Genomic DNA, 25,376 nt, shown 5'->3' with positions numbered 1-25,376 from the left:
CAATGCAGTATTCACTCAGCAATAGCGTGTGTAAAAGTGTCACCGAATCTTTAAAATTAAGGACCGTCCAAAGCCTACTCGTGTTAATACTAACGATGGGCATGCATTCTTTGATGCACCGAACATACGACGCAGAGGAGCGGATATATGATACTAACCAATAAAGTCGCAGTTGTTACGGGTGCAGGATCGGGGATTGGAGAAGCGATTGCTCTGCTTTTTGCCCGACAGGGTGCTAAAGTGATTGCTGCGGACATCCATCTGGCGAATGTAGAAGCGGTAGCCAAAAAGGCGGAAAAGGGTGAGGGACACGGAGTCGTCTACCCCGTAAAGGCTGATGTCTCGAAGGAAGAGGACACACAGCGAATGATTGATGCCGCAACCACACAGTTCGGAGGCCTTCATATCCTTGTTAATAATGCCGGAATTATGGATAAAATGACGCCAGCGCACGAGATCACTGATGACTTGTGGGAACAGGTGCTTGCGGTCAACGTAACCGGTCCGATGAGAGCCATTCGTAAGGTTTTGCCGATTTTTATGGCGCAGGAAAGCGGATGTATCATCAATGTAGCCTCTATTGGCGGCTTAGCGGGCTCGCGGGCGGGAGTGGCTTATACTTCCTCTAAGCATGCTGTAATCGGGATGACCAAAAATATAGGATTTCAATACGCTAAGCTTGGAATTCGCTGTAATGCCATAGCGCCGGGCGGGGTAAAGACAAATATTGATCTGTCTGATCCAAGTCCTTTTGGGAGTCAAAAAGCGGGCGAAGGTATGGCGTCGATGCCACGGACAGGGGAGAGCAGTGAGATTGCTTCAGTAGCTTTATTTTTAGCTTCAGATGCTGCAAGCTTTTTGAATGGATCGGTGATAACGGCGGATGCCGGCTGGATGGCTTATTGATTGAGCGCAGATAAAAAGGTGTTCATTTTCCCTTTATTGGTGGAATTTGTTCACCTTTTTTGTTTATGCCTATTACTCAAACTCTTTTTAAGTATGGTTGGAAGATGGAAGCTGCTTGCCGCGTAAGTAGAAGTGATAAGGTTGCTTGTGCTAGAATAGGCTAAGAGAAACTGGAAAATATAGCAGAGCGGCAAAGCTTTTAAAAATATAAGAAAGTATAAGATTAGTATCTATGCTTTTATGTTCTTATATTTCACTCGCTTAAACGCTTAGTGTCTTATAAAGATGCCAAAGGCGATTAGCTTGATACATGTAGCCATATTCTGCGGAAAAGGGAGGAGGAGCACGTTTGCATTTTATTTCTGATCTGATCTCGACATTATTTGAATGGATTCAGAGTCTTGGTTATTTTGGGATTATGATCGGACTGATGATTGAAGTTATTCCTAGTGAAATTGTATTGGCTTTCGGTGGTTTCTTGGTATGGAGTGGAGATATTAATTTTTTCGGCGCAGTATTGTTTGGTACGATAGGCGGAGTGATTGCCCAGATCTTTGTATATTGGATTGGCCGTTATGGGGGCAGGCCTGTACTGGAGAAATACGGGAAATATATTCTTATCCAAAAAAAGCATATTGATCATTCGGAAGAGTGGTTCAATAAATATGGGACAGGCGTAATCTTTACGGCACGCTTTATTCCCGTTGTTCGCCATGCCATTTCGGTTCCAGCGGGGATTTCTCGTATGCCTTTAGGTAAGTTCACTTTATTGACTACACTTGCTGTTATTCCATGGAGTGCTTTGTTCGTATATCTCGGTATGACATTGGGGAATAAGTGGGAAGATATTGACGAGGTAGCAGCTAAGTATACCAACGAAATTATTCTCGTAGCGTTAGCACTAATCATCATTTATTTTGTGTATAAGTGGTTTAAATCCAAGAAGAGGGGGACTGCAAAATGAAACCGAATGTAGCTCATAAATTTGGAAAAGGTCTTACACCGCGCCAATTTGTAGAAAGCATGACGAAGAACCAGCAGGCTTTTGAATCCTGGTATGAGAAGTTTTCTTGGGAAGATGAGAGTGACAAGGAATTTTTTGAAAGCCTGAACCATCGTGATGATTTGCGGGTACTTATCCTTGCCGCTGATTGGTGTGGAGATGTAGTTCGTAATGTCCCTGCGGTATTCCGTATTTTGGAGACTGCCGGAATGAAGACAGAGGTATTCATTTTGGAGGAGAACCAGGAGCTTATGGATGAATTCTTGACCATGGGCGGAAGATCTGTTCCGATTGTGATCTTTGCAGATACCGGCGGATATGTGCTTGGACATTGGGGTCCTCGTCCAGAGCATGTGCAGAGCCTAATGAGAGAGTTCAAACGTGGGAATCCTGATCGCGAGGCCGCTGATTACGACAGCAAAATCGCAGAAGTACGTAAGGCTATGGGGCAAGCTTATGGGGAAGGAACGGAATCACAGGCAGTTATCGCAAAAGAGCTGCGTAGTCTGATTTCCGGATTCTAGACCAATGCTAAATATACGTTCGTTTAATTTAGGTCCTCTTCAGACCAATGCCTACTTGCTGACAGGTGCAGATCCAACGAAGGGTATCATTATTGATCCCGGTATGAATCCTGCGGCATTAGTGCGGAGTATTGAAGGGATGGAGATCGAGGCTATTTTGCTGACGCATGCGCACTTTGACCATATGGGCGGCGTAGACGAAATTCGTAAAGCTAAGAAATGCCCTGTTTATTTACATCCACTAGAGAGTGAATGGCTCAGCAGCCCTAAGCTAAATGGTTCATTGATGTGGCCTGATGTTTCATCTCCTTTAACTACAGATCCTGCAGAATATGATCTGGCAGAAGGACAAGTTCTGCAATTCATCGGACATACCTTCCGCGTGTACCATACACCTGGGCACTCTCCGGGCAGTGTCAGCTTCCTATGCGGGAATGATTTATTCTCTGGAGATGTGCTGTTTAAGATGGGAGTTGGGCGCACCGATTTGCCTGGTGGCAGGGAACGTGATTTGTTCGATTCTATTCGTGGCAAGCTGTACAAAATGGATGATGAAGTGAAGGTTTATCCAGGTCATGGCTCCCGAACAACCATCGGTTTTGAAAAAGTTCGTAACCCTTATATCCCTCAATAAACAATCATTCTAGTAGAACTGACAAGAATCGAGGAATTTTTGATAGACAAAGGGATACAAAAGGACTACAATATTGTTAATTAAATGTAACATTAACCTCGCGAAGCACGCAGACTGCGGAATTAATCCCGGTTTGCGTTCTTTTTTTGTCTACATATAGGTTTAAAAGCATGGGGGGAAATAGATTGGAGAAGAATATATATTACCCGTTGGATTACGGATGGTATGACTCCAAGGAGAAATGGACTAGTTTTTGCAGCAGTAAATGCCGATGTTTTTCAGAATGTTCTGGAAAGGGCGGTTTTTGTACTTCCATCGAACGCAGGGACATACAATCTGAGAATAAGGATGGGAGAATACCAGTGAATTCAGGAGGCGAGCCTAGAAGAACGCCTCTTTTTTGGCATTTCCCTGCTGAAGCAGGATTGCTTCAGCCATGGCGGTGTAAGCTCTGGGAGCTCAAAAAATAAAATTAAAGCGCATTGAACGAATCACTATACATAATCGTATTACAAATAAGAACGAAATCCTGAATGGAGGGGCAGATGAGCGATCAGGCGCTGGAGAAAATCAGACGGGCACAGCAGGGAGATACTTCAGCACTGTCTTCACTGCTGCGAGAACATTATACTTTTCTGTTCAAATATCTACTCAAAGTGACTATGGATCCGTTGCTGGCAGAGGATCTTGTACAGGACACGATGGTCAGATGTATGGAAAAAATCAATACCTATAACGGTTCTTCTTCGTTCTCCTCTTGGTTAATTACGATAGCCACCAGAATATTTATCGATCGAAAGCGGCGCTGGAAACGTGAGGCAGAATGGAAGAAACGGGAACAGCAGGCGCAGGGCACCCGTTCGATTCGTTGGCGGTTTGAGAGCAGGGGGGAAGAATGGAGTGAAGTACTTGATTCCATTTCCAAGCTACCCTCTGCTCAGAGGGTAGCTGTGCTGCTGAAGCATTATTATGGCTATAGCTATGAAGAAATCGGTGTGATCATGCAAATTCCTTCTGGCACGGTCAAATCGCGTGTGTCCCTTGGTCTTAACCAATTGCGAAAGGAGCTGAATGAGGATGGAGAAGGATAAGGAGCCAGAACTGTATTTGCACAAGCTTACTGAAGAGCTTGAACGTTTGGATGCGCAATATGATGACCTCACCCCACCTTCGTTACAGGAACTGGAGTGGTTAATGGCTGATGCAGCTGTGCAGAGAAAGAGAAGGGAACGCAAAGAACTACTGTTATTCTGGGGGGTCTCATTGATCCTGATCTGCGCATTTTTATCCATTCTCACTTCTGCACCCATGATCTATTGGATTATTCAGGCGATCATTCCTATTGTAGGACTGGGTGGCTTAGGGATCGCCAGGATCAGAAGAAATAGAGAAGGTGTACAAGAATGAATGAGCTGCAGGATGTGCCTCTTTGGTTGTGGTTTGGCATAGCAGTAGCGTTAATGCTGCAGGGGACCTTACTGTTCCGGGATGCAAGACGGCGCGGGAAAAAAGCTTGGTTCTGGGGATTGTGGGCGATTACTACAGTTCCGTCACCCGCATTAGTCTACTTACTTGTTGTTATTCTTCCTGAGCGACGTAGACGGAATAAGCAGTTGTGAAGCTTTAGTAAGAAGCTCGTTCCTTTCATCCTATTACAAGGAGTGGTACTTCATGGAAGAGGTAAAATGGGGTTTAATCATGCCGTTAATTATTCTGCAGGCTTTGCTTGCTATTATTGGTCTGATATCTCTGGCCAAAGCGGATAACGTTCGTGGTCCAAAATGGATGTGGATTATTATCATTATTTGCGGAAATATATTAGGCAGCGTAGCTTATTTCACAATAGGAAGGAAAGATGTCTGATGTCACTCCTTCAAGTTAAGAATTTGCGCAAAAGCTATGGGGCGCATATTTCCGTAAATGATATAAGCTTTGAAATTGAGAAAGAACGGTGCGTCGCTTTACTGGGGCCTAACGGTGCTGGGAAAACGACCACACTTCGTATGCTGGCAGGGCTGCTAGAACCCACCTCTGGAATGATTTCATTTGAGGGGAGCCGTCCTGGAGCCGAATATCGCAGAGGATTAGGATATGTGCCACAGTCCCCAGCTTTTTATGGGTGGATGACTGGACATGAATATGTTGTTTTCGCTGCAAAGCTTAGTGGAATGGGAACTAAAGACGCAACCAGCAGGGCATTGGAATCGCTTGAGCGTGTAGGGCTTAAAGGTGATGCTCGTCGCCGGATTGGTGGATACTCCGGTGGGATGAAGCAGCGGCTGGGTCTGGCTCAGGCGCTTGTGCACCGGCCTCGTCTGCTGTTGCTTGATGAGCCTGTATCTGCACTTGATCCGATTGGCCGCAGAGAAGTAATGGGACTGCTGCGGGAGATACGTGAAGAGACAACTGTAGTTTTTTCTACACATGTGCTGCATGATGCAGAAGAAATTTGCGATGATATTATTTTAATGAATCAGGGCTTGATTGCTGAGAAGGGGTCTTTATCACAGCTGCGTACACAATACAGCCTTCCTGTTATTCGTTTACGTACAGAGAAGCAAGAAAAAGCTATTCAGTGGCTGGAGTCTCTTGCTGCCAAACCGTTTGTACTAGAGACTCAGTTGTTCGGAGATCAGGCAATTTTTAATGTGAACGATGTAGACATGGCCCGATGGACGATTCTGCAAGAAGCGGCGCAGCTCGAAATTCCATTACTGCAATTTGAAGCGGGTTCTTCCACGTTAGAGGATTTATTTATGAAGGTGGTGGGAGTATGAGAAGCGCCTGGGTCCTTTATCGCAAAGAAATGCTCGAAATGGCTCGCAGTTATAAGTTAATCTGGATACCTGTCGTTTTTATCCTATTAGGTATTATGCAGCCGTTAACTACTTATTATTTGCCGGAAATATTAAAAGCTTCAGGTGATGTTCCCCCAGGTCTGCTAGAGGGGTATGAAATACCGAGTGCCGCAGCTGTGATGGCGCAATCTCTGGGACAGTACGGAACGATCGGAATGTTAGTATTGGCGCTTGGCGCGATGAATGTTTTAGCCGGTGAGCGCTATAGCGGAACTATGGAATTAATTCTGGTAAGGCCGGTTTCTCCAGCCGCAATAGTGTTCGCTAAATGGGCAGCGCAGCTGACCCTGTTGATCGTTGCTCTAGGATTAGGTGCAGCGGGGGCGGCTTACTACACGGAGCAGTTGATTGGTTCACTATCTTGGGGAGATGTCATCGCAGCTTCTGGAGTATATGGATTGTGGCTGTTATGTGCTGTCTCAGCTACGTTGTTGTTTAGTGGATTTTTAAAATCTCCAGTTGCCGCCTTTTTAGCATTGGCGCTAATGGCAGGATTATCATTAGGCCAAAGCTTATTGCCTTCATGGTTTGAATGGGCACCTGCGGGTCTTTCCGGGTTATCGGCTGGAATTCTTATGACTGGAGAAGGCTTCAGGGTTGGACCCTATCTTTCAGCAGCTATTTTGATCTTGATTTGTTTAGTGGGTGCTGCACTTTTGACAAGGAAGAATAACTTACCCGCTTGAACCATAAGTTATATTTTTATTAAATATAGTATATTTTCATAGAATTTGTAGGATCGGCCAGCCTTCAACTAGACAGTTCTATCTTTTTTTAGTAGACTGTTGAAACAAGCAAAATCTTGAAAGATTTTGGGGTTAGGAGGTAGGGCGATGCTGCGTTTAGGAGAGAAGATTGTCATTGTTGCGGACGCTTTCGAGCAGAGTCTTCCTATCGGGGAATACGGCTACCTAATTGCTTACGACCGCAATCCCGATAATGCGTTTGACTATGTTATTCGTGTACCAGAGGCTAATAGGAACTTTTATGTTCCGGCTGAGGACATTGAGGCGGAAGAACATTTATTAGTAGCTGAGGCTGAGAGAGCAACGCATGAAGCGTTGATTGATTATGCTTTGTCCACGTACAATGAGAAGCTGTTCCATCATTTGATGAACGGTGAAGATATGGATATAGAAGAGACGGAATCAACGTCAAGCGAAAGCATGTCCCAAGCGGATTTCATCAAACAAGTGAATCTTCGAGCTTGGATTTAAGGAAGGCCGGCGCAAGCCGGCTTTTTTGTTTTGTCATAAAAAGTATTTCCCCCACATTAATCCTCTGAATTTACACATCATTTACAAAATCTTTTCTTTTATTCCTTCTTTATAGTTTCGAAAGTTTGTTTTTATTTTTTTGGTATACAACCAATCTCCTGTTTTATGTATCTAAATTATTGAGAGCCGAATACGAGAATGCAGATCTGCGGTATAGGCGTTTTAACTTAAATAAAGGAGAACCTCAAGTGAAGATGATCACCGCTGTTCAAAAAGCGAGAAATGGCGATAAAGAAGCGTTTATCCAGCTATGCCGGCAGATTGAACCTGAAATGTACGGCATGGCCCGATCTATTTTGGGCAGGGACGAGGAATGTGCAGATGCCATGCAGGAAGCCACCCTAAAGGCTTACCGGTCTATCCATGGATTGCGGCAACCAGAATTTTTCAAGACATGGATGCTTCGCATCCTTATAAATGAATGTCATAAGCTCCAACGCAAGCGGACAAATATTGTGGAGTTTGGAGATCCCCTTACTGCTTTGGAATGCCATTCTTCCGGTGCAGAATATGAGAAAATTGAGCTGCGGGAAGCAGTGGAACGATTGGATACTTCGCTCCAGACTGTGATATCGCTGCATTATTTTCAGGACATGCCCGTTAAGCAAATTGCCGATCTTCTGAATATTTCCGAAACGGCAGTCAAATCGCGCCTCTACAGAGCAAGAAAAAACTTATTGAATGGATTCTAATGATATTTAGAAAGGATGGAACAGATGAAGAAGAGAACAGCGCAAGAGCTTGAATTGCTTTTGAAAGATATGGACATCCTCCCGGCAAATGAGCTTCCCTCTATGATTCGCCAACGTCAAGAGGATACGTATACAATGCTGGATCATGTGAAGATAAAGAGATCCACGCACAAATTTCGTAATGTTAAGAGGACAGCGCTTGGCTTCGGGGCAGCTCTTGTTTTGGGGGTTATCGTGCTTGGAAGCGGCTTTACTTCTCCCGCATTGGCTAGGTCGCTGGAACGTATTCCGTTAGTCAATAGTATTTTTGAGCTCGCAGGTGATATGGGACTTCAAGCGGCGAGTCGCCAAGGCTTAACGACTGCAGTTGATACCAGTGGCCAGGTTCAAGATGTTATTATCCGTGCTAATGAAGTTATATATGACGGCACACGGCTTTCTGTAGCGTTGAAACTTGAAGGTGAAGATGAAGAGGGAGTATTCAGTGGAGACATTCAGGATTTGCAGGTATTTATTGATGGACAGCCTTTAAACGCTGCTGGGGAGGAAGAAGAGGATTCTTTTAAACACAATATTGGCCTTATCCTTTCTCCGGGAGTAGATGAACAATCGTTGATTTTGCAATTTTCAGAGAAATCCTATGATGAGGGAGGCATTACTTTACCAGAGCAGTTCCAAATGACAGTAAAAGGTCGTCTGTCCGGAATTGATGATGATTTTCAAATTGAAATTCCTGTGAAAAAGGATATGAGTCATAATATTGTTCAGCAACCCGGAATCAGTCTAACTTACAATGATGTAACGACCACAGTGGAGAAGATTACACAGACTCCGGCAACTACACAAATACGGATGAGTGCGGTAGCCCTCGAGGGTATTCCTTATACTTATCTGACAGATACCAACAACCTGGCATTAAATTATGAAGTCTATGATGATAAAGGTAACTTGTTGCAATATGTAAACGGCAGCAATGGTTGGTCGGATTCGAAAAAGATAGATGACACAATCCATTATAGTCTTAAAGAGGATGTTAATATTGTACCGCTGCCCAAGGATGTAAAAGCACTGACAATCAAAACCTTTCTCTACAAATATACTGGAGAGGGTAGTGGAAAACGAAATTTGCTAGACAATAATGGATACCCGGCAGTCGAATATATTCCGCAGTTGGAAATGACAATACCTATATATTGATGAACGATACGCTCCTTTAAAATGTGTAGGAATCCCCTTCACTTTGATAAAGGAGCGTTTGTTTTACAGCCCATCATTGAATTGTCCAAGCTTCTACAATATAATTAAAAACGTTATCCGGGCGCTTTAGCCCTTTAAACAGGAGGGATTTTTCTTATGAGCATTACCGTTAAAGATGTGCAGCATGTGGCCAAGCTGGCTCGTCTGCAGCTGAGCCCGGAAGAAGAGGCAACCTTTACAGAACAAATGAATGCTATTTTACAATATGCCGAGAAATTAAATGAGCTAGATACGGAGAATGTAAAGCCGACCACGCATGTGCTGCAAGTCAGCAATGTAATGCGGGAGGATGTTGTGAAGGATAGCCTTACGCAAGTGGAAGCACTTCTTAACGCTCCAGATGATGAAGACGGACATTTCAAGGTTCCAGCTGTTTTGGAATAACTACATAATTAGAAAGGGGGAAGAATCTTGAGCCTGTTTCAAAATCGATTGCCTGAAGTACACCGCATGTTAACTGCTAAAGAGGTATCGGTCAGTGAACTGACTGAAGAATCGCTGGCGATTATCGCTGAGCGGGATAAGAACGTAAATGCATTTTTGACCTTGAATGAGGAGGGCGCTCGTAGCACTGCACGCGCTTTGGACGACAAACTGGCATCCGGAGCAGCACGTGGGTTGCTGTTTGGTCTTCCTGCTGGAATCAAGGATAATATTGTAACTAAAGGCCTGCGCACAACTTGTGCCAGCCAATTTTTGAGTGACTTCCAGCCGATTTATAACGCTACTGTAGCTTCTAAACTGCAGCAAGCAGATGCCGTAACGATCGGTAAATTAAATATGGATGAATTCGCAATGGGCGGATCTAATGAGAACTCAAGCTTTGGTCCTGTACGCAATCCTTGGGATTTAGAGCGTGTGCCCGGCGGTTCCAGTGGCGGATCTGCAGCAGCAGTAGCTGCGGGCGAAGTGTTCTTCTCACTAGGTTCGGATACTGGGGGTTCCATCCGCCAGCCCGCTTCCTATTGTGGTGTTGTAGGTCTCAAACCTACTTATGGTCTTGTATCACGTTACGGGCTGGTAGCCTTTGCCTCCTCACTAGATCAGATTGGACCATTAACACGTAATGTAGAGGATTCTGCCTATGTGCTTCAAGCAATTGCTGGTTATGATGCCCAAGACTCTACTTCGGCTAAAGTAGAAATTCCTGATTATTTGAGTTCACTTACTGGTGATGTTTCCGGACTTCGCATTGCTGTTCCTAAGGAATACCTGGGAGCAGGTGTCGATGCTTCTGTGCGTGAGACAGTTTTGTCTGCACTTAAAGTGCTGGAAGGAATGGGTGCTGTCTGGGAGGAAGTTTCATTACCACATACGGAATACGCAGTAGCAGCTTATTATTTGCTGTCCTCTTCGGAAGCTTCATCTAACCTCGCGCGTTTTGACGGTGTGCGTTATGGCGCACGTGTAGATGAAGGCGGAGGATTGCTTGATCTATATCTTAATTCCCGCAGCCGCGGCTTTGGCCCTGAGGTTAAACGTCGTATTATGTTGGGTACTTATGCACTCAGCTCCGGGTATTACGATGCTTACTATTTAAAAGCACAAAAGGTGCGTACTTTGATTAAACAGGACTTTGATGACATCTTTAAAAAATATGATGTGGTCATCGGCCCAACAGCACCAACGACAGCATTCAAATTGGGTTCACAGACTGAAGATCCGCTGACCATGTATCTGAACGATATTCTCACGATTCCTGTAAGCTTGGCGGGTATTCCGGCCGTGAGTGTTCCTTGTGGTTTTGCGGAAGGCATGCCTGTAGGTCTGCAAATTATCGGTAAGGAATTTGACGAGAGCACGATTTTGCGTGTCGCTCATGCTTTTGAACAAAATACAGATCATCACAAGCAGCGTCCACAGCTGTAGTAAAGGAGGGAATGGGATTACTTATGTCTAAATACGAAACGGTCATCGGCTTGGAAGTTCACGTAGAGCTTCATACCAACTCCAAAATCTTTTGCGGATGCTCCACTGAATTTGGAGCCCCACCTAACACTCATACCTGTCCTGTCTGCTTGGGTCACCCCGGCGTATTGCCAGTGCTCAACAAACAAGCGGTAGAATACGCTATGAAAGCAGCGATGGCGCTGAATTGCACCATTGGTGATGTTAGCAAATTCGACCGCAAGAACTATTTTTACCCGGATTCACCAAAAGCTTATCAGATTTCACAATTTGATCAGCCTATCGGCCTGAACGGTTGGATCGACATTGAAGTTAACGGAGAGACCAAACGGATCGGCATTACTCGTCTTCATTTGGAAGAGGATGCAGGTAAGCTTACGCACGTAGATGGCGGTTTTGCCTCGCTAGTCGATTTTAACCGGGTGGGAACACCGCTTATCGAAATCGTATCCGAACCTGATCTGCGCTCCCCTGAGGAAGCTCGTGCTTATCTGGAGAAAATCCGTGCGATTATGCAGTATTGTGACGTATCCGATGTCAAGATGGAAGAAGGATCGATGCGCTGTGACGCGAACATCAGTCTACGCCCAGAAGGACAAGAGGAATTCGGCATTAGAGCAGAGCTTAAGAACATGAACTCCTTCCGCGGTGTATTGCGTGGACTGGAGTATGAACAATATCGTCAGGCTGAGATCCTGGATGATGGTGGAGTTGTTGTGCAGGAGACTCGCCGCTGGGATGAAGCACAAGGGAAAACATTATCGATGCGCGGGAAAGAAGAAGCGCATGATTATCGTTACTTCCCGGACCCGGACTTGATCGTTCTGCATATTGATGATGCTTGGAAAGAATCCATTCGTTCAACGATTCCAGAACTTCCGGATGCTCGGAAAGCACGTTATAGCGAGGAACTGGGCCTGACAGCTTATGATGCAGGCGTCATTACATCCTCTAAATTGTTAGCGGACTTTTTCGAAGGGTGTCTTGCCTATACGCAGGATGCCAAGGCTGTAGCTAACTGGATTATGGGTGACTTGCTTGCCTATTTGAATGGTAATAATCTGGAGTTGTCGCAGGTACAAATTACACCACAAGGGCTAGGCGAGATGATCGGGCTGATTGCAGCCGGAACCATCAGCAGCAAAATCGCTAAAACAGTATTTAAAGAAATGCTAGAGAGCGGTAAACTGCCAGCTGTTATCGTTGAGGAAAAAGGTCTAGTGCAGATCAGCGATGAAGGTGCCATTAAAGGGATAGTGGAAGCAGTCGTAGCCGCCAATCCGCAATCAGTGGAAGATTATAAAGCGGGTAAACAGAAAGCAATCGGCTTCCTGGTCGGACAAGTCATGAAAGAAAGTAAAGGTAAGGCGAATCCGGGTCTTGCTAATAAACTTCTCATCGAGGTATTGAGCAACTAAACGCTTGTCGTCTGTAAAAGGACGCCAGCGGCGTTTATAATTGGGGTAATATACTTATGTAATAAGCTAAGGGCTTGTCGGCAACGGCAGGCCCTTAGCGGCATATAAGGGGACTGGTTAGGATGAATACAATTAACAAGCTAAATCTGCAGGATGAAAGCACCGTTAATGAATTATGGAGTCTTCAGCATAAGGCCTATAGACTGGAAGCTGAACTTATAGGCTTTCGTGAAATACCACCTCTGATGGAGACGAGAGAAATGCTCAGCAGCTCTAAAGAAGGTTTTTATGGCTGCTTCGATAAAGATGAGGAACTAATGGGTGCTGTTGCTGTAGAGGAAGAATCTCCTGGAAAATTGACGATTACACGAATGATGGTGGGGCCGGACTTTTTTCGTAGAGGTATCGCTAGCCATCTTTTGGAATATGTATTTGAGCATTTTGCAGGGATGGAGCAATTCATTGTGTCGACAGGCAAAAAGAATACACCTGCCGTTTCGTTGTACAGTAAACATGGTTTTCTGCCTACCGGTGTGGAGGAAGTCGCTCCAGGAGTTGAATTGATTGAATTTCATCGGAGTGGTTCTCTTTGAAAAAAGATATTCATAGACAACTATTTACGAAAGGAGGAGTCCAAAATGAAACATGACTCTGCAATGCTCCCAGAGCAGGAAGAACTGCAAGGTTCTGTTGATATAGAGACTAAGGAAAATGAGATACAGAAGAGGATTATTCCTCCGCGTCCGAAGCGGCGCCACCGCAAACGTAAATTTATTGCTGGACTGCTGGCAGCACTCATCCCTGGGACGGGGCATTTGTATTTTGGGCTTCTCCGAAAAGGGATCACCTTCATCTTTCTAATTCTTTTGGATATCTCAGCTTTATTGTATTTCTCATCCATCGGGATGCAGATCAATGTTCCACTGCTTATTTTACTTGCGCTCATTATTCCAGTGATCTATTTTTATAACGTGTATGACGTATTGCAATCAGCGGACAGGCTTCTTCGCTTCCCAGAGGATCATGATCTTGCTATTTCTGTGACCAAAGCAAACGAGGCTCCTAAACGTCGTAGTATCGTCAGCGAGCCTGGGATATCCTTTGGACTCTTATTGCTCTTAGGGGGCGCCCTGCTTATTCTGTTCCGGCAGAAACCAACATGGCTCCAGTTCTTTATTGAACATTATGCCGAAATGGCCGTGTCTGTCATTTTAGTATGCGGTGGCTTATTTATAGGAGCTAGAGAAATTGCCAGAGCAGTTGTGCAGCGTAAAGACAATGAACCTCGCAAGCGGCGCGTGGGAAGATATACGGCTTCTGTATTACTGATAGCTATTTCTGTTCCTTTGTTTTTGGATTGGAGAGAGGGAACTGACTATATGCTTCTGCTCTTGAAGTGGTGGCCAGTCATCCCGGTGTTATGGGGGATTGAGTTCCTGCTGATGTTTATCTTCTCTAACCGTTCAGCCAAGGGAACCAGAATCAGATTGGATTTACGTGGGCTTTTATCTGCTATATTGCTAGCTGCGAGTGTATTTATTGTTGCAGAGCAAGAACATTATTTATATCTATGGAAAAATGTCAGTCTAAACCTGACGGCAGCAGCAGTGGACTATGGTGAGGCTAAAGGCAGCAAATATCAGAAAGCCCCGCTAATTGTTCCGGTGGAATTAAATACAGCAAAAATATCTATTGATAGTATTAATGGTGATATTTTATTACACCGTGCTCCAGTGGATGATATTCAAATTACAACGACAGTTTGGGTAGATCAGTTGGATGGGCCGATGGCTGAAGCTATATCAGAACAGTCCTTTGTGGACGTTGTTGAAGGGCCCAACATAAAAATCACCTCGAATAGCAAGGCCTATGGAGAATCCGGTAAACGCCAGCCACGCATGGATTTAGACATTTACTTGCCGGAGGATCGCCGCTTTAACCTCGATGTTCGCACTATGAATGGCGGGATCACGTTGCAGAATGTAGAAGCCATTGAAGACATTTCTCTGGAAACGGGGAATGGAGAGCTGATCCTTCATCGTATCTTTGGTAATGTTAAGGGAAAAACACTGAATGGAGCTGTCCGTGCCAGATCTGTTCAAGGCAGCGTTGATTTAACAACGAGCGGAGGCAATATGAATGCTTGGGATGTTACCGGTGCTTTGAAATTATCGACGGCTGTCGGCAATATTAGTGCGATCGGAAATAGCAATGATATCGATATTACTACCAAAAACGGTAATTTAGAGGTGGATGGAGCCAAATCCAAGCTACATGCCGAATCTCTAAATGGTACCATTGATGTTCGCTCTTCTGATGTCGCTGGAGATTGGGACATTTATAGCGCAGTTGGTGACATTCAATTGTATTTACCGATGTTAAGCAACTATACAGTGAATGGTTCCAGTGGATATGGTGATATTACTTCAGATTTGCCTGAACTTACAATTGATAAGAAAAAAGTATCAGGTGAAGTGGGAACCGGCGAGTTCAAGCTTCATGTTGAAGGAAATAGCAATCTAAATGTTAGGAAATATTGAAAAAAGTAATTTTTCTTATATAATAATAAATATAATGTATAGACTTCGTTGACAATATTGAAAAATCGGTCTTACAATCTTAAGAAGTATTTCTTTTATTTTTAAATTCAAAAGGCGGTGACAGTAATGGGGAGTGGAGTACAACATGCACTGGAACAATTAAAGACAACAGGTGTCCGTATAACGCCCCAGCGTCATGCGATTCTTACGTATTTGATGGAAGCAATGAATCATCCTACAGCTGACGATATATACCGGGCGCTAGAGCCGAAATTTCCGAGCATGAGCGTAGCAACTGTATATAATAATCTCAAGATGTTTATGGAAGCCGGCATGGTTCGCGAGTTGACCTACGGGGATAGTTCCAGTCGTTTTGATGCCAATGTATCTGATCATTATCATGTCATCTGTCAGCTATGCGGTAAGATTGAAGATTTTAGTTATCCTTCGCTTCATGATGTAGAGATACATGCAGAGCAGGAAACGGGCTTCAAAATTACGGGTTTGCGTATGGAATTGCATGGAGTTTGCAAATGTTGCAGAGAGAAGCAACAATAAGACAGAATACTACTGTACTTAAGGGCGTATAGCCAAGCTACACAATAAACGTGTGAAATCCGAAAGCGGAGGACTCACGTTTTTATTTTTTTCAAAATAACAAAATATAGTGAAAATGACTAACTTATACTGGTTATCCGGAACCAAGTGGATGTTATAATCGTATTGTTAGACTTAACTTAAAATCATCTAATATTTGGAGGATATATTTTGGACAGAAGATATAGACAGAAACGCGTCAAAAAGCGCGGAGGTCTTTTCCGACGCTTTTTTGGACTTTTGCTCATTGCGGCAGCAGCTTATTGGGTTGTGTTTTTTGTATTGCCAAATCGCCAGCACATCGATCCAGACTGGAAAGGCCTAGAACATCCTATCTTCGTAAAAGGAGAGCTAACAGGATATTCCGCCTCAGGGACCGGTGATAGCATGCTTTTACCTCTACCATTACTGCAGGAACATGTGGACTCATCTATTCGTTATGAAGAAAAGACTAAATCGGTCATCCTATCAACGGAAAGTGAACTTCTATATATGCAAGAGGATAAAACCGATGCTAGTCTGAACAATCGTCCGCTGCAGCTGCGGCTGGCACCTGAAGTTAAGGAAAAGATAACTTATCTTCCTGCGGATGTTTTAGAAGACCTGTATGGGTTTGAGATTCAAGAGGATACGACTACCGGGGCTGTGCTGTTAATGACAGCAGGGGAGACTGTACCGCTGGGGAAAGTGAAAGGTGAAGCAGGTGATAAGACAGTCGCTCTTCGCAGCGAAGCGTCGATTCACGCACCCATCGTGGCCGATATGTCCCCAGGCGCCATCGTGAGTATTTGGAATAAGGAAAATGAGGACTGGCTGTATGTGCAGTTAAGCAGCGGTTATGAGGGTTATGCCAAGGCCAGTGATATTATCTCAGACGGTCAAAAGACAGTGGAACCCAAAAGCACCACTCCCTCACGGGCAGAACGAAGCTGGAAAGGGAAGTCAGTGAATTTGTATTGGGAAGCTGTTTATCAACGCAAACCTGACCCAAGTACATTCGGTGAGCTTCCGGGCGTTAACGTGGCTAGCCCGACTTGGTTCAGTATCATAGATGGTGACGGGAATGTGCGCAGTCAGGCTGATAGTGCGTATGTGCAGTGGGCCCATGAGCGCGGTTTGGAAGTATGGGGGCTGCTCAGCAATAGCTTTGAACCAGACATAACCACTGAGGCATTGTCGAGCTATGAGAAGCGGATGAACGCGATCGTACAGATCCTCGAGTATTCAGATTTATACAAGCTGGATGGAATTAATATTGATTTTGAGAATGTATATACGAAAGACGGGGAGAATGTTACACAATTTATGCGAGAGCTAAAACCTATGGCTCAAGCCAAAAACTTAATCGTCTCCATAGACGTAACCCCTAAATCCAACAGTGAGATGTGGTCAGCATTCCTTGATCGTAGGGCTCTTAATTCAGTAGTTGATTATCTTATTGTTATGGCTTATGACGAGCATTGGGCTGCTAGTCCTGTAGCGGGCTCTGTTGCGTCTCTGCCGTGGGTAGAAAGCTCGTTAAGCCGGATCATAGAGGAAGACGATGTGCCGCCTGAGAAGCTGATTCTAGGGATTCCACTGTATACTAGAATCTGGACTGAGGCCCAGGTGGATGGCAAGACCAAAGTAAGCTCTAAATCGGTTAGTATGAATGCCGTTGAAAAAATTATTAAAGAGAAGAAGCTGACCCCAACCTTTGATAAGGCAGCAGGGCAGAATTACGTTGAGTATAAGGAGGATGGCGCTCTTAAAAAAATATGGATCGAAGACAAAGTTTCTTTAAAAGCTAGAGTTGAGCTTGCTAAGTCTTTAGGGCTTGGTGGCATCGGTTCATGGAATCGCAGCTTTAGTAATCCGTCTGCGTGGGAGGCATTACAAGGGATTCATAAGTAATTATTATTTCATTCATAATAAACAAAGGGGCTCCCAATATAGGGGCCCTTTTGTTGTATTAAGCAAATGTTTGATTGCATTATAAATCGCTAGTAATAAGCTTCTGTAAGATGTGTTTTATTGATTAAGCTGCTGACTCTTAAGTTGTTCCGCAGTAATATTGGCCTCAGCTGGATCCATAGTAAGGATGGTATGGCAGAACATACAGCGGTCTGTTTTGCCCAGCATTTTGGTCAGCTTGTGACATTCAGGGCATTCCAGTTGGACTGCGCTAGTTGACAGCATCCCAGCCCAGAAATAGATTGCAAGACTTGCCATCATTGAGATTAAACCGATTACAAGACCGATTCCAGCGAATACTTTTCCAGTTGAGCCCCAAAACACGATGCCCGCTGTACCCAAAACCATAAGTCCCATTCCGAGCATTGTGAGCAGTAATCCCCATGTGCGAAAAGCGTTGATCTTAGCCGTTTTAAACTTCATGAGTGTTTGCTCCTAACTAAATATAGTTGGGTTGTCCAGAAGGAACTGTCTTTCATATGTAGAATAATAATTATAACTGAATTATAACTGACTGGACGCAAAATCGCCAAATTTAATGGAGGGAAGCATGGAATTGTCCAATGTAACTTTGTTGAGTGGAGAAACGTTTGATGAGAATGTTTTAGGAGCGGTCGTTTTGCGGCAGAATGGGGATATTCCGTTTCAAAGCGCACTTCTTCAAGATTTTGATATGGTAGTGTTAGTATTGCATGAAGAACAGGATAGAGAGCATATTGTTCGCCATACCATTGCCGGTGACCAACGGACCCAGTCAGTCCATATCGGCCTTTTTGCTTTGGAGCAGGCTGTTATGGCAGGGGATAATAACGAACTTCTTATCAGTTTGATGAGGGGGGAAGTGATCTGGGACCCCAAGGGAATACTCGAGGAAATGCGCCGCGAGATATTACAATTTGAAGGACCGATTAAGGAACGGGTCGCATTTATGGAGTTTGCTCGCTTTTTGCATATGTATGTGAAATCCAAGCGCTATATAGAGGCTGGCTTTATTATGGATGCTTACAACTGTGTATTGATAGCCTTATATCATTGGGCAAGAATAGAAGTGAGTGAAGTGGGTGCTTTCCCCGAGCCAGCTATTTGGGAGCAGGTTAAAAGCATGAATACCTCCGTTCATAAACTTTATGAGGAGTTAACGGTCAGTACTGAGACCTTAGAGCAACGTGTGGAGCTTGTGCTTCTTGCATGTGAATTTGGGATTATGTCCAAAATGACGGACTGTTGTCTATTGCTCTTTAATATTTTGAATAGCCGTAAGGAAGCATGGAGCATTAAAGAATTACTGCAGCATTCAGGTCTGAGTCAATTAGAGTCTGAACTACCCCTTGTTTTACGAAAGCTGGTTTCTCGTTCGCTAATCCGAGAGATTACATCTTGGGCTGATGTTCACGAGGGAGAAGGGCATGCGATCCGCTATACATTATAGAGATGAATTAGATACAGCAGAAGATGTTTAATTATAGAGAGATGAGCAGGGATAGGGAGAGGCTGAGCACTCTCTTTTTGTTTGTTTACTAATATGAAACGCTCATATTTATTCAGAAAAATTAATGGTTGACTCTTTCCTTGTTCATGTGTTAAATTATAACTCGTCCCTCTGACACAGAGATGTGCTTTCGAAAACATTCGAAAGACAACCGAAAAAAGAAATTAAAAAAAAGGTTGACTAAAACGAGGACGCTGTGATATATTATAAAGGTCGCTGCTGAACAACACATCGACGAAATAAACAGCTTGATCTTTGAAAACTGAACAACGAGTGAGTAGGAAATCACGCAAGTGAAATCCAAAATTAGAGAATTAATTTTCTCGTCAGATGTTTCAAAATGAGCATATCGCTCTTTTCAATACTAATTGGAGAGTTTGATCCTGGCTCAGGACGAACGCTGGCGGCGTGCCTAATACATGCAAGTCGAGCGGAGTTATTTTGAAAGCTTGCTTTCAAAATAACTTAGCGGCGGACGGGTGAGTAACACGTAGGCAACCTGCCCTTCAGACTGGGATAACTACCGGAAACGGTAGCTAATACCGGATAATTTCTTTTTTCTCCTGAGAGAAGAATGAAAGACGGAGCAATCTGTCACTGAGGGATGGGCCTGCGGCGCATTAGCTAGTTGGTGGGGTAACGGCCCACCAAGGCGACGATGCGTAGCCGACCTGAGAGGGTGAACGGCCACACTGGGACTGAGACACGGCCCAGACTCCTACGGGAGGCAGCAGTAGGGAATCTTCCGCAATGGGCGAAAGCCTGACGGAGCAACGCCGCGTGAGTGATGAAGGTTTTCGGATCGTAAAGCTCTGTTGCCAGGGAAGAACGTCCGGTAGAGTAACTGCTACCGGAGTGACGGTACCTGAGAAGAAAGCCCCGGCTAACTACGTGCCAGCAGCCGCGGTAATACGTAGGGGGCAAGCGTTGTCCGGAATTATTGGGCGTAAAGCGCGCGCAGGCGGCTATTTAAGTCTGGTGTTTAAACCTTGGGCTCAACCTGAGGTCGCACTGGAAACTGGGTGGCTTGAGTACAGAAGAGGAAAGTGGAATTCCACGTGTAGCGGTGAAATGCGTAGATATGTGGAGGAACACCAGTGGCGAAGGCGACTTTCTGGGCTGTAACTGACGCTGAGGCGCGAAAGCGTGGGGAGCAAACAGGATTAGATACCCTGGTAGTCCACGCCGTAAACGATGAGTGCTAGGTGTTAGGGGTTTCGATACCCTTGGTGCCGAAGTTAACACAGTAAGCACTCCGCCTGGGGAGTACGGTCGCAAGACTGAAACTCAAAGGAATTGACGGGGACCCGCACAAGCAGTGGAGTATGTGGTTTAATTCGAAGCAACGCGAAGAACCTTACCAGGTCTTGACATCCCTCTGAATCCGCTAGAGATAGCGGCGGCCTTCGGGACAGAGGAGACAGGTGGTGCATGGTTGTCGTCAGCTCGTGTCGTGAGATGTTGGGTTAAGTCCCGCAACGAGCGCAACCCTTAACTTTAGTTGCCAGCAAGTAATGTTGGGCACTCTAGAGTGACTGCCGGTGACAAACCGGAGGAAGGTGGGGATGACGTCAAATCATCATGCCCCTTATGACCTGGGCTACACACGTACTACAATGGCCGGTACAACGGGAAGCGAAGCCGCGAGGTGGAGCCAATCCCATCAAAGCCGGTCTCAGTTCGGATTGCAGGCTGCAACTCGCCTGCATGAAGTCGGAATTGCTAGTAATCGCGGATCAGCATGCCGCGGTGAATACGTTCCCGGGTCTTGTACACACCGCCCGTCACACCACGAGAGTTTACAACACCCGAAGTCGGTGGGGTAACCCGCAAGGGAGCCAGCCGCCGAAGGTGGGGTAGATGATTGGGGTGAAGTCGTAACAAGGTAGCCGTATCGGAAGGTGCGGCTGGATCACCTCCTTTCTATGGAGAATCGTTCTCTGCAATGAGAACATTCAAATCGGAAGCTAAGCTTCCAAAACTCAGGTTTAGGCCTGTTACTCACTCGTTGCTCAGTTTTGAGAGTTTAAGCTCTCAAGTAAGACTTGATCCTTGAAAACTGGATACCGAAACGAATTTGCGTTTTAGAACATCTTTTAGCAACTTGTGCAAACAAGTAAATGTTATTAGTGAGATTTTTCTTCGGAAGAATCAAGGTTAAGCTAATAAGAGCACACGGAGGATGCCTAGGCGCCAGGAGCCGACGAAGGACGTGGCGAACAACGAAACTGCCTCGGGGAGCTGTAAGCAAGCTTTGATCCGGGGGTGTCCGAATGGGGAAACCCAGCTGTGGTAATTCGCAGTTACTCATTTCTGAATACATAGGAAATGTAGAGGCAGACCAGGGGAACTGAAACATCTAAGTACCCTGAGGAAGAGAAAACAATAGTGATTCCGTCAGTAGCGGCGAGCGAACGCGGAACAGCCTAAACCTAAGAGCTTGCTCTTAGGGGTTGTGGGACGTCTCACATGGAGTTACAAAGGAATATGGTAGGTGAAGAGGTCTGGAAAGGCCCGCGATAGAGGTAAAAGCCCTGTAACCTAAACTGTATTCTCTCCGAGACGGATCCCGAGTAGTGCGGGGCACGTGAAACCCCGTATGAATCCAGCAGGACCATCTGCTAAGGCTAAATACTACCTGGCGACCGATAGTGAAACAGTACCGTGAGGGAAAGGTGAAAAGCACCCCGGAAGGGGAGTGAAATAGAACCTGAAACCGTGTGCTTACAAAAAGTCAGAGCCCTATTAATGGGTGATGGCGTGCCTTTTGTAGAATGAACCGGCGAGTTACGTTTAACATGCAAGGTTAAGCCGAGAAGGTGGAGCCGCAGCGAAAGCGAGTCTGAATAGGGCGAATTAGTATGTGGACGTAGACCCGAAACCGTGTGATCTACCCCTGTCCAGGGTGAAGGTGCGGTAACACGCACTGGAGGCCCGAACCCACGTACGTTGAAAAGTGCGGGGATGAGGTGGGGGTAGCGGAGAAATTCCAATCGAACTCGGAGATAGCTGGTTCTCCCCGAAATAGCTTTAGGGCTAGCCTCGGTATAAGAGTAGTGGAGGTAGAGCACTGATTGGGTGCGGGGTCCGCAAGGATTACCAAGCTCAGTCAAACTCCGAATGCCATATACTTATTGCCGGGAGTCAGACAGTGAGTGCTAAGATCCATTGTCAAAAGGGAAACAGCCCAGACCATCAGCTAAGGTCCCCAAGTGTGTGTTAAGTGGGAAAGGATGTGGAGTTGCACAGACAACCAGGATGTTGGCTTAGAAGCAGCCACCATTGAAAGAGTGCGTAATAGCTCACTGGTCGAGTGACTCTGCGCCGAAAATGTAACGGGGCTAAACACACCACCGAAGCTATGGCTAGATACTATGTATCTGGGGTAGGGGAGCGTTGTGTAGGGGTTGAAGGTGTACTGAAAAGAGCGCTGGACACTACACAAGTGAGAATGCCGGTATGAGTAACGAAAAGATCAGTGAGAATCTGATCCGCCGAAAGCCCAAGGTTTCCTGAGGAAGGCTCGTCCGCTCAGGGTAAGTCGGGACCTAAGGCGAGGCCGAAAGGCGTAGTCGAAGGACAACAGTTTGAAATTACTGTACCACCGTAATCCGCTATGAGCGATGGGGTGACGCAGGAGGGTAGTGACGCGGACTGATGGATGTCCGTCTAAGCAGTGAGGCTGATGTGTAGGCAAATCCGCACATCATTAAGGCTGGGCTGTGATGGGGAGCGAAAATTGTAGTAGCGAAGGTCATGATCTCACACTGCCAAGAAAAGCCTCTAGCCAGGAGAAGGTGCCCGTACCGCAAACCGACACAGGTAGGCGAGAAGAGAATTCTAAGGCGCGCGGAAGAACTCTCGTTAAGGAACTCGGCAAAATGACCCCGTAACTTCGGGAGAAGGGGTGCCCCGGTAGTGTGAATAGCACGAGGGGGCCGCAGTGAAAAGGCCCAAGCGACTGTTTAGCAAAAACACAGGTCTGTGCGAAGCCGCAAGGCGAAGTATACGGGCTGACGCCTGCCCGGTGCTGGAAGGTTAAGGGGAGTGGTTAGGGGTAACCCGAAGCTATGAACCGAAGCCCCAGTAAACGGCGGCCGTAACTATAACGGTCCTAAGGTAGCGAAATTCCTTGTCAGGTAAATTCTGACCCGCACGAATGGCGTAACGACTTGGGCGCTGTCTCAACGAGAGATCCGGTGAAATTTTAATACCTGTGAAGATGCAGGTTACCCGCGACAAGACGGAAAGACCCCATGGAGCTTTACTGCAGCTTGATATTGAATTTGGGTACGATCTGTACAGGATAGGTGGGAGCCGTAGAAATCGGAGCGCAAGCTTCGGTGGAGGCGCCGTTGGGATACCACCCTGATCGTATCTAGGTTCTAACCTAGTACCCTTACCGGGTACGGGGACCGTGTCAGGCGGGCAGTTTGACTGGGGCGGTCGCCTCCTAAAGAGTAACGGAGGCGTTCCAAGGTTCCCTCAGAATGGTTGGAAATCATTCGCAGAGTGCAAAGGCATAAGGGAGCTTGACTGCGAGACCTACAAGTCGAGCAGGGACGAAAGTCGGACTTAGTGATCCGGTGGTACCGCATGGAAGGGCCATCGCTCAACGGATAAAAGCTACCCTGGGGATAACAGGCTTATCTCCCCCAAGAGTCCACATCGACGGGGAGGTTTGGCACCTCGATGTCGGCTCATCGCATCCTGGGGCTGAAGTAGGTCCCAAGGGTTGGGCTGTTCGCCCATTAAAGCGGTACGCGAGCTGGGTTCAGAACGTCGTGAGACAGTTCGGTCCCTATCTGTCGTGGGCGCAGGAAATTTGAGAGGAGCTGTCCTTAGTACGAGAGGACCGGGATGGACGTACCGCTGGTGCACCAGTTGTTCCGCCAGGAGCATGGCTGGGTAGCTACGTACGGACGGGATAAGCGCTGAAAGCATCTAAGCGTGAAGCCCCCCTCAAGATGAGATTTCCCAATTAGTAAGACCCCTTGAAGACGACGAGGTAGATAGGTTGGAGGTGGAAGTGCAGTAATGCATGGAGCTGACCAATACTAATCGGTCGAGGGCTTATCCTATAGTTAGAATGCAGATTCGTTTCGGATTCAGTTTTCAGGCATCAAGCCTGGTATGAATATTCCCTGATAGCTCAGTTGGTAGAGCACTCGACTGTTAATCGAGTTGTCACAGGTTCGAGTCCTGTTCGGGGAGCCATATGGAGAGGTGTCCGAGTTTGGCCGAAGGAGCACGATTGGAAATCGTGTAGGCGCCACAAGCGTCTCGAGGGTTCGAATCCCTCTCTCTCCGCCACAAATTTTTAATTAGTATGGCCCGTTGGTCAAGGGGTTAAGACACCTCCCTTTCACGGAGGTAACATGGGTTCGAATCCCATACGGGTCACCAAATTTTCACTTGATTTATCCTAGTGGACTTTGGTACAATAACAATTGTTGTTTATGGAGGCTTAGCTCAGCTGGGAGAGCATCTGCCTTACAAGCAGAGGGTCGGGGGTTCGATCCCCTCAGCCTCCACCATAACACTTTCTTACTGACGCGGGGTGGAGCAGCCCGGTAGCTCGTCGGGCTCATAACCCGAAGGCCGCAGGTTCAAATCCTGCCCCCGCAACCAATTAACTTAAGCAATTATATCTTTTGGAACCGTGGTGTAGTTGGCCTAACATGCCTGCCTGTCACGCAGGAGATCGCGGGTTCGAATCCCGTCGGTTCCGCCATTTTCATCATGGCTCGGTAGCTCAGTCGGTAGAGCAGAGGACTGAAAATCCTCGTGTCGGCGGTTCGATTCCGTCCCGAGCCACCATTTATCATCACAAAAGAATGAGTGCCATGCCGGTGTAGCTCAATTGGTAGAGCAACTGACTTGTAATCAGTAGGTTGGGGGTTCAAGTCCTCTCGCCGGCACCATCCTTGGAGGATTAGCGAAGTGGCCAAACGCATCAGACTGTAAATCTGCTCACGTGAGTGTTCGGTGGTTCGAATCCATCATCCTCCACCAGTTTTTAGGGGCATAGTTTAAAGGTAGAACAACGGTCTCCAAAACCGTTGGTGTGGGTTCAATTCCTGCTGCCCCTGCCAAGTTCTTTCTAAAGTTTAATATGGCGGCCGTGGCGAAGGGGTTAACGCACCGGATTGTGGTTCCGGCATTCGTGGGTTCGAGACCCATCGGCCGCCCCATTTACTTTAAAATGAATAATGGCAACAATATCAACTTAATATGGCGACTGTGGCGAAGGGGTTAACGCACCGGATTGTGGTTCCGGCATTCGTGGGTTCGAGACCCATCAGTCGCCCCATTTTACT

Annotated in this window: 22 protein-coding genes, 12 tRNA genes and 2 rRNA genes; 35 read left to right on the top strand and 1 reads right to left on the bottom strand. The window is 46.1% G+C overall.

The window, feature by feature from the left end; translation table 11 throughout:
* Positions 1-147 precede the first annotated feature (147 nt).
* From MHI15_RS10015 to MHI15_RS09920, 20 genes are all read left to right on the top strand, one after another.
* Positions 148-906, top strand: coding sequence for a glucose 1-dehydrogenase (locus MHI15_RS10015; RefSeq protein WP_076128654.1), 759 nt, complete (start codon positions 148-150; stop codon positions 904-906).
* 349 nt (positions 907-1,255) lie between these two features.
* On the top strand, positions 1,256-1,870 hold the full coding sequence (locus MHI15_RS10010) for a DedA family protein (RefSeq protein ID WP_036680184.1): 615 nt from the start codon (positions 1,256-1,258) through the stop codon (positions 1,868-1,870).
* Positions 1,867-2,433: a thioredoxin family protein gene (locus tag MHI15_RS10005; protein WP_076310343.1), complete on the top strand. Its 567-nt coding sequence runs from the start codon at positions 1,867-1,869 to the stop codon at positions 2,431-2,433. The genes MHI15_RS10010 and MHI15_RS10005 overlap by 4 nt, the downstream gene beginning before the upstream one ends.
* Before the next feature lie 4 nt (positions 2,434-2,437).
* Entirely contained in the window at positions 2,438-3,067 is a 630-nt protein-coding gene (locus MHI15_RS10000; RefSeq protein WP_076128651.1) for an MBL fold metallo-hydrolase, read from the top strand.
* Positions 3,068-3,612: 545 nt separating this feature from the next.
* Positions 3,613-4,158: an RNA polymerase sigma factor SigY gene (sigY, locus tag MHI15_RS09995; protein ID WP_076179762.1), complete on the top strand. Its 546-nt coding sequence runs from the start codon at positions 3,613-3,615 to the stop codon at positions 4,156-4,158.
* Complete coding sequence (locus MHI15_RS09990; RefSeq protein WP_076128645.1) at positions 4,145-4,474, top strand: YxlC family protein; 330 nt, start codon at positions 4,145-4,147, stop codon at positions 4,472-4,474. The genes sigY and MHI15_RS09990 overlap by 14 nt, the downstream gene beginning before the upstream one ends.
* Positions 4,471-4,686, top strand: a complete 216-nt coding sequence (locus tag MHI15_RS09985) for a hypothetical protein (RefSeq protein WP_076128644.1) — start codon at positions 4,471-4,473, stop codon at positions 4,684-4,686. The genes MHI15_RS09990 and MHI15_RS09985 overlap by 4 nt, the downstream gene beginning before the upstream one ends.
* A gap of 52 nt (positions 4,687-4,738) precedes the next feature.
* On the top strand, positions 4,739-4,930 hold the full coding sequence (locus MHI15_RS09980) for a PLDc N-terminal domain-containing protein (protein WP_036680175.1): 192 nt from the start codon (positions 4,739-4,741) through the stop codon (positions 4,928-4,930).
* Positions 4,930-5,844 (top strand): ABC transporter ATP-binding protein, encoded by a 915-nt coding sequence (locus MHI15_RS09975; RefSeq protein ID WP_076128642.1) that lies wholly within the window; start codon positions 4,930-4,932, stop codon positions 5,842-5,844. Before MHI15_RS09980 ends, MHI15_RS09975 begins: the two co-directional genes overlap by 1 nt.
* Entirely contained in the window at positions 5,841-6,611 is a 771-nt protein-coding gene (locus MHI15_RS09970; protein WP_341164381.1) for an ABC transporter permease subunit, read from the top strand. Before MHI15_RS09975 ends, MHI15_RS09970 begins: the two co-directional genes overlap by 4 nt.
* Positions 6,612-6,758: 147 nt before the next feature.
* Complete coding sequence (locus MHI15_RS09965) at positions 6,759-7,142, top strand: hypothetical protein (RefSeq protein WP_036680170.1); 384 nt, start codon at positions 6,759-6,761, stop codon at positions 7,140-7,142.
* 254 nt (positions 7,143-7,396) lie between these two features.
* Positions 7,397-7,894, top strand: a complete 498-nt coding sequence (locus MHI15_RS09960; RefSeq protein WP_036680329.1) for a sigma-70 family RNA polymerase sigma factor — start codon at positions 7,397-7,399, stop codon at positions 7,892-7,894.
* A 24-nt stretch (positions 7,895-7,918) separates the two neighbouring features.
* Positions 7,919-9,091, top strand: coding sequence for a DUF4179 domain-containing protein (locus tag MHI15_RS09955; RefSeq protein WP_076307149.1), 1,173 nt, complete (start codon positions 7,919-7,921; stop codon positions 9,089-9,091).
* Positions 9,092-9,247: 156 nt separating this feature from the next.
* Positions 9,248-9,535 carry an Asp-tRNA(Asn)/Glu-tRNA(Gln) amidotransferase subunit GatC gene (gene gatC, locus MHI15_RS09950; protein WP_076219280.1) on the top strand — a complete coding sequence of 96 codons (288 nt, stop codon included), beginning with the start codon at positions 9,248-9,250 and terminating at the stop codon, positions 9,533-9,535.
* A 27-nt stretch (positions 9,536-9,562) separates the two neighbouring features.
* Positions 9,563-11,020: an Asp-tRNA(Asn)/Glu-tRNA(Gln) amidotransferase subunit GatA gene (gene gatA / locus MHI15_RS09945; RefSeq protein WP_076128638.1), complete on the top strand. Its 1,458-nt coding sequence runs from the start codon at positions 9,563-9,565 to the stop codon at positions 11,018-11,020.
* Positions 11,021-11,031: 11 nt separating this feature from the next.
* On the top strand, positions 11,032-12,477 hold the full coding sequence (gene gatB / locus MHI15_RS09940) for an Asp-tRNA(Asn)/Glu-tRNA(Gln) amidotransferase subunit GatB (RefSeq protein ID WP_076310346.1): 1,446 nt from the start codon (positions 11,032-11,034) through the stop codon (positions 12,475-12,477).
* Positions 12,478-12,599: 122 nt separating this feature from the next.
* A complete protein-coding gene (locus tag MHI15_RS09935; RefSeq protein ID WP_076146333.1) occupies positions 12,600-13,070 on the top strand; it encodes a GNAT family N-acetyltransferase in 471 nt (156 codons plus the stop codon).
* A 45-nt stretch (positions 13,071-13,115) separates the two neighbouring features.
* On the top strand, positions 13,116-15,017 hold the full coding sequence (locus MHI15_RS09930) for a DUF4097 family beta strand repeat-containing protein (RefSeq protein WP_256721880.1): 1,902 nt from the start codon (positions 13,116-13,118) through the stop codon (positions 15,015-15,017).
* 126 nt (positions 15,018-15,143) lie between these two features.
* The gene (gene perR, locus MHI15_RS09925; protein ID WP_036680160.1) at positions 15,144-15,575 is read left to right on the top strand and encodes a peroxide-responsive transcriptional repressor PerR; all 432 of its coding nucleotides are present in this window, start codon (positions 15,144-15,146) and stop codon (positions 15,573-15,575) included.
* A gap of 210 nt (positions 15,576-15,785) precedes the next feature.
* The gene (locus MHI15_RS09920) at positions 15,786-17,507 is read left to right on the top strand and encodes a glycosyl hydrolase family 18 protein (protein ID WP_076304770.1); all 1,722 of its coding nucleotides are present in this window, start codon (positions 15,786-15,788) and stop codon (positions 17,505-17,507) included.
* Between the two features lie 117 nt (positions 17,508-17,624).
* Here MHI15_RS09920 and MHI15_RS09915 read toward each other — a convergent pair whose 3' ends face one another.
* Positions 17,625-17,990: a DUF2614 family zinc ribbon-containing protein gene (locus MHI15_RS09915; protein ID WP_036680151.1), complete on the bottom strand. Its 366-nt coding sequence runs from the start codon at positions 17,988-17,990 to the stop codon at positions 17,625-17,627.
* Between the two features lie 127 nt (positions 17,991-18,117).
* Between MHI15_RS09915 and MHI15_RS09910 the strand changes: the two genes are divergently transcribed.
* From MHI15_RS09910 to MHI15_RS09840, 15 genes are all read left to right on the top strand, one after another.
* Complete coding sequence (locus tag MHI15_RS09910; protein WP_076128632.1) at positions 18,118-18,996, top strand: nucleotidyltransferase-like protein; 879 nt, start codon at positions 18,118-18,120, stop codon at positions 18,994-18,996.
* 425 nt (positions 18,997-19,421) lie between these two features.
* Positions 19,422-20,979, top strand: a 16S ribosomal RNA gene (locus MHI15_RS09905).
* Between the two features lie 232 nt (positions 20,980-21,211).
* Positions 21,212-24,137 (top strand): 23S ribosomal RNA (locus tag MHI15_RS09900).
* The 16S and 23S rRNA genes sit together here with 12 tRNA genes alongside, the layout of an rRNA operon.
* 60 nt (positions 24,138-24,197) lie before the next feature.
* Positions 24,198-24,273: transfer RNA gene (locus tag MHI15_RS09895), tRNA-Asn, on the top strand.
* 3 nt (positions 24,274-24,276) lie between these two features.
* Positions 24,277-24,369: transfer RNA gene (locus tag MHI15_RS09890), tRNA-Ser, on the top strand.
* Between the two features lie 18 nt (positions 24,370-24,387).
* Positions 24,388-24,462, top strand: a tRNA-Glu gene (locus MHI15_RS09885).
* Positions 24,463-24,517: 55 nt separating this feature from the next.
* Positions 24,518-24,593: transfer RNA gene (locus MHI15_RS09880), tRNA-Val, on the top strand.
* A gap of 17 nt (positions 24,594-24,610) precedes the next feature.
* A tRNA-Met gene (locus MHI15_RS09875) sits at positions 24,611-24,687 on the top strand.
* 25 nt (positions 24,688-24,712) lie between these two features.
* A tRNA-Asp gene (locus tag MHI15_RS09870) sits at positions 24,713-24,790 on the top strand.
* Positions 24,791-24,800: 10 nt separating this feature from the next.
* Positions 24,801-24,876, top strand: a tRNA-Phe gene (locus MHI15_RS09865).
* Positions 24,877-24,904: 28 nt separating this feature from the next.
* Positions 24,905-24,980 (top strand) — tRNA-Thr (locus MHI15_RS09860).
* Between the two features lie 5 nt (positions 24,981-24,985).
* Positions 24,986-25,071 (top strand) — tRNA-Tyr (locus MHI15_RS09855).
* 6 nt (positions 25,072-25,077) lie between these two features.
* Positions 25,078-25,151 (top strand) — tRNA-Trp (locus tag MHI15_RS09850).
* 23 nt (positions 25,152-25,174) lie between these two features.
* Positions 25,175-25,250, top strand: a tRNA-His gene (locus MHI15_RS09845).
* A 43-nt stretch (positions 25,251-25,293) separates the two neighbouring features.
* Positions 25,294-25,369 (top strand) — tRNA-His (locus MHI15_RS09840).
* Positions 25,370-25,376 lie beyond the last annotated feature (7 nt).

It is taken from the genome of Paenibacillus sp. FSL H7-0918, from assembly GCF_038007025.1.
Lineage (GTDB): Bacteria > Bacillota > Bacilli > Paenibacillales > Paenibacillaceae > Paenibacillus_AQ > Paenibacillus_AQ odorifer.
This window is presented reverse-complemented; position numbering and strand designations above follow the sequence as displayed.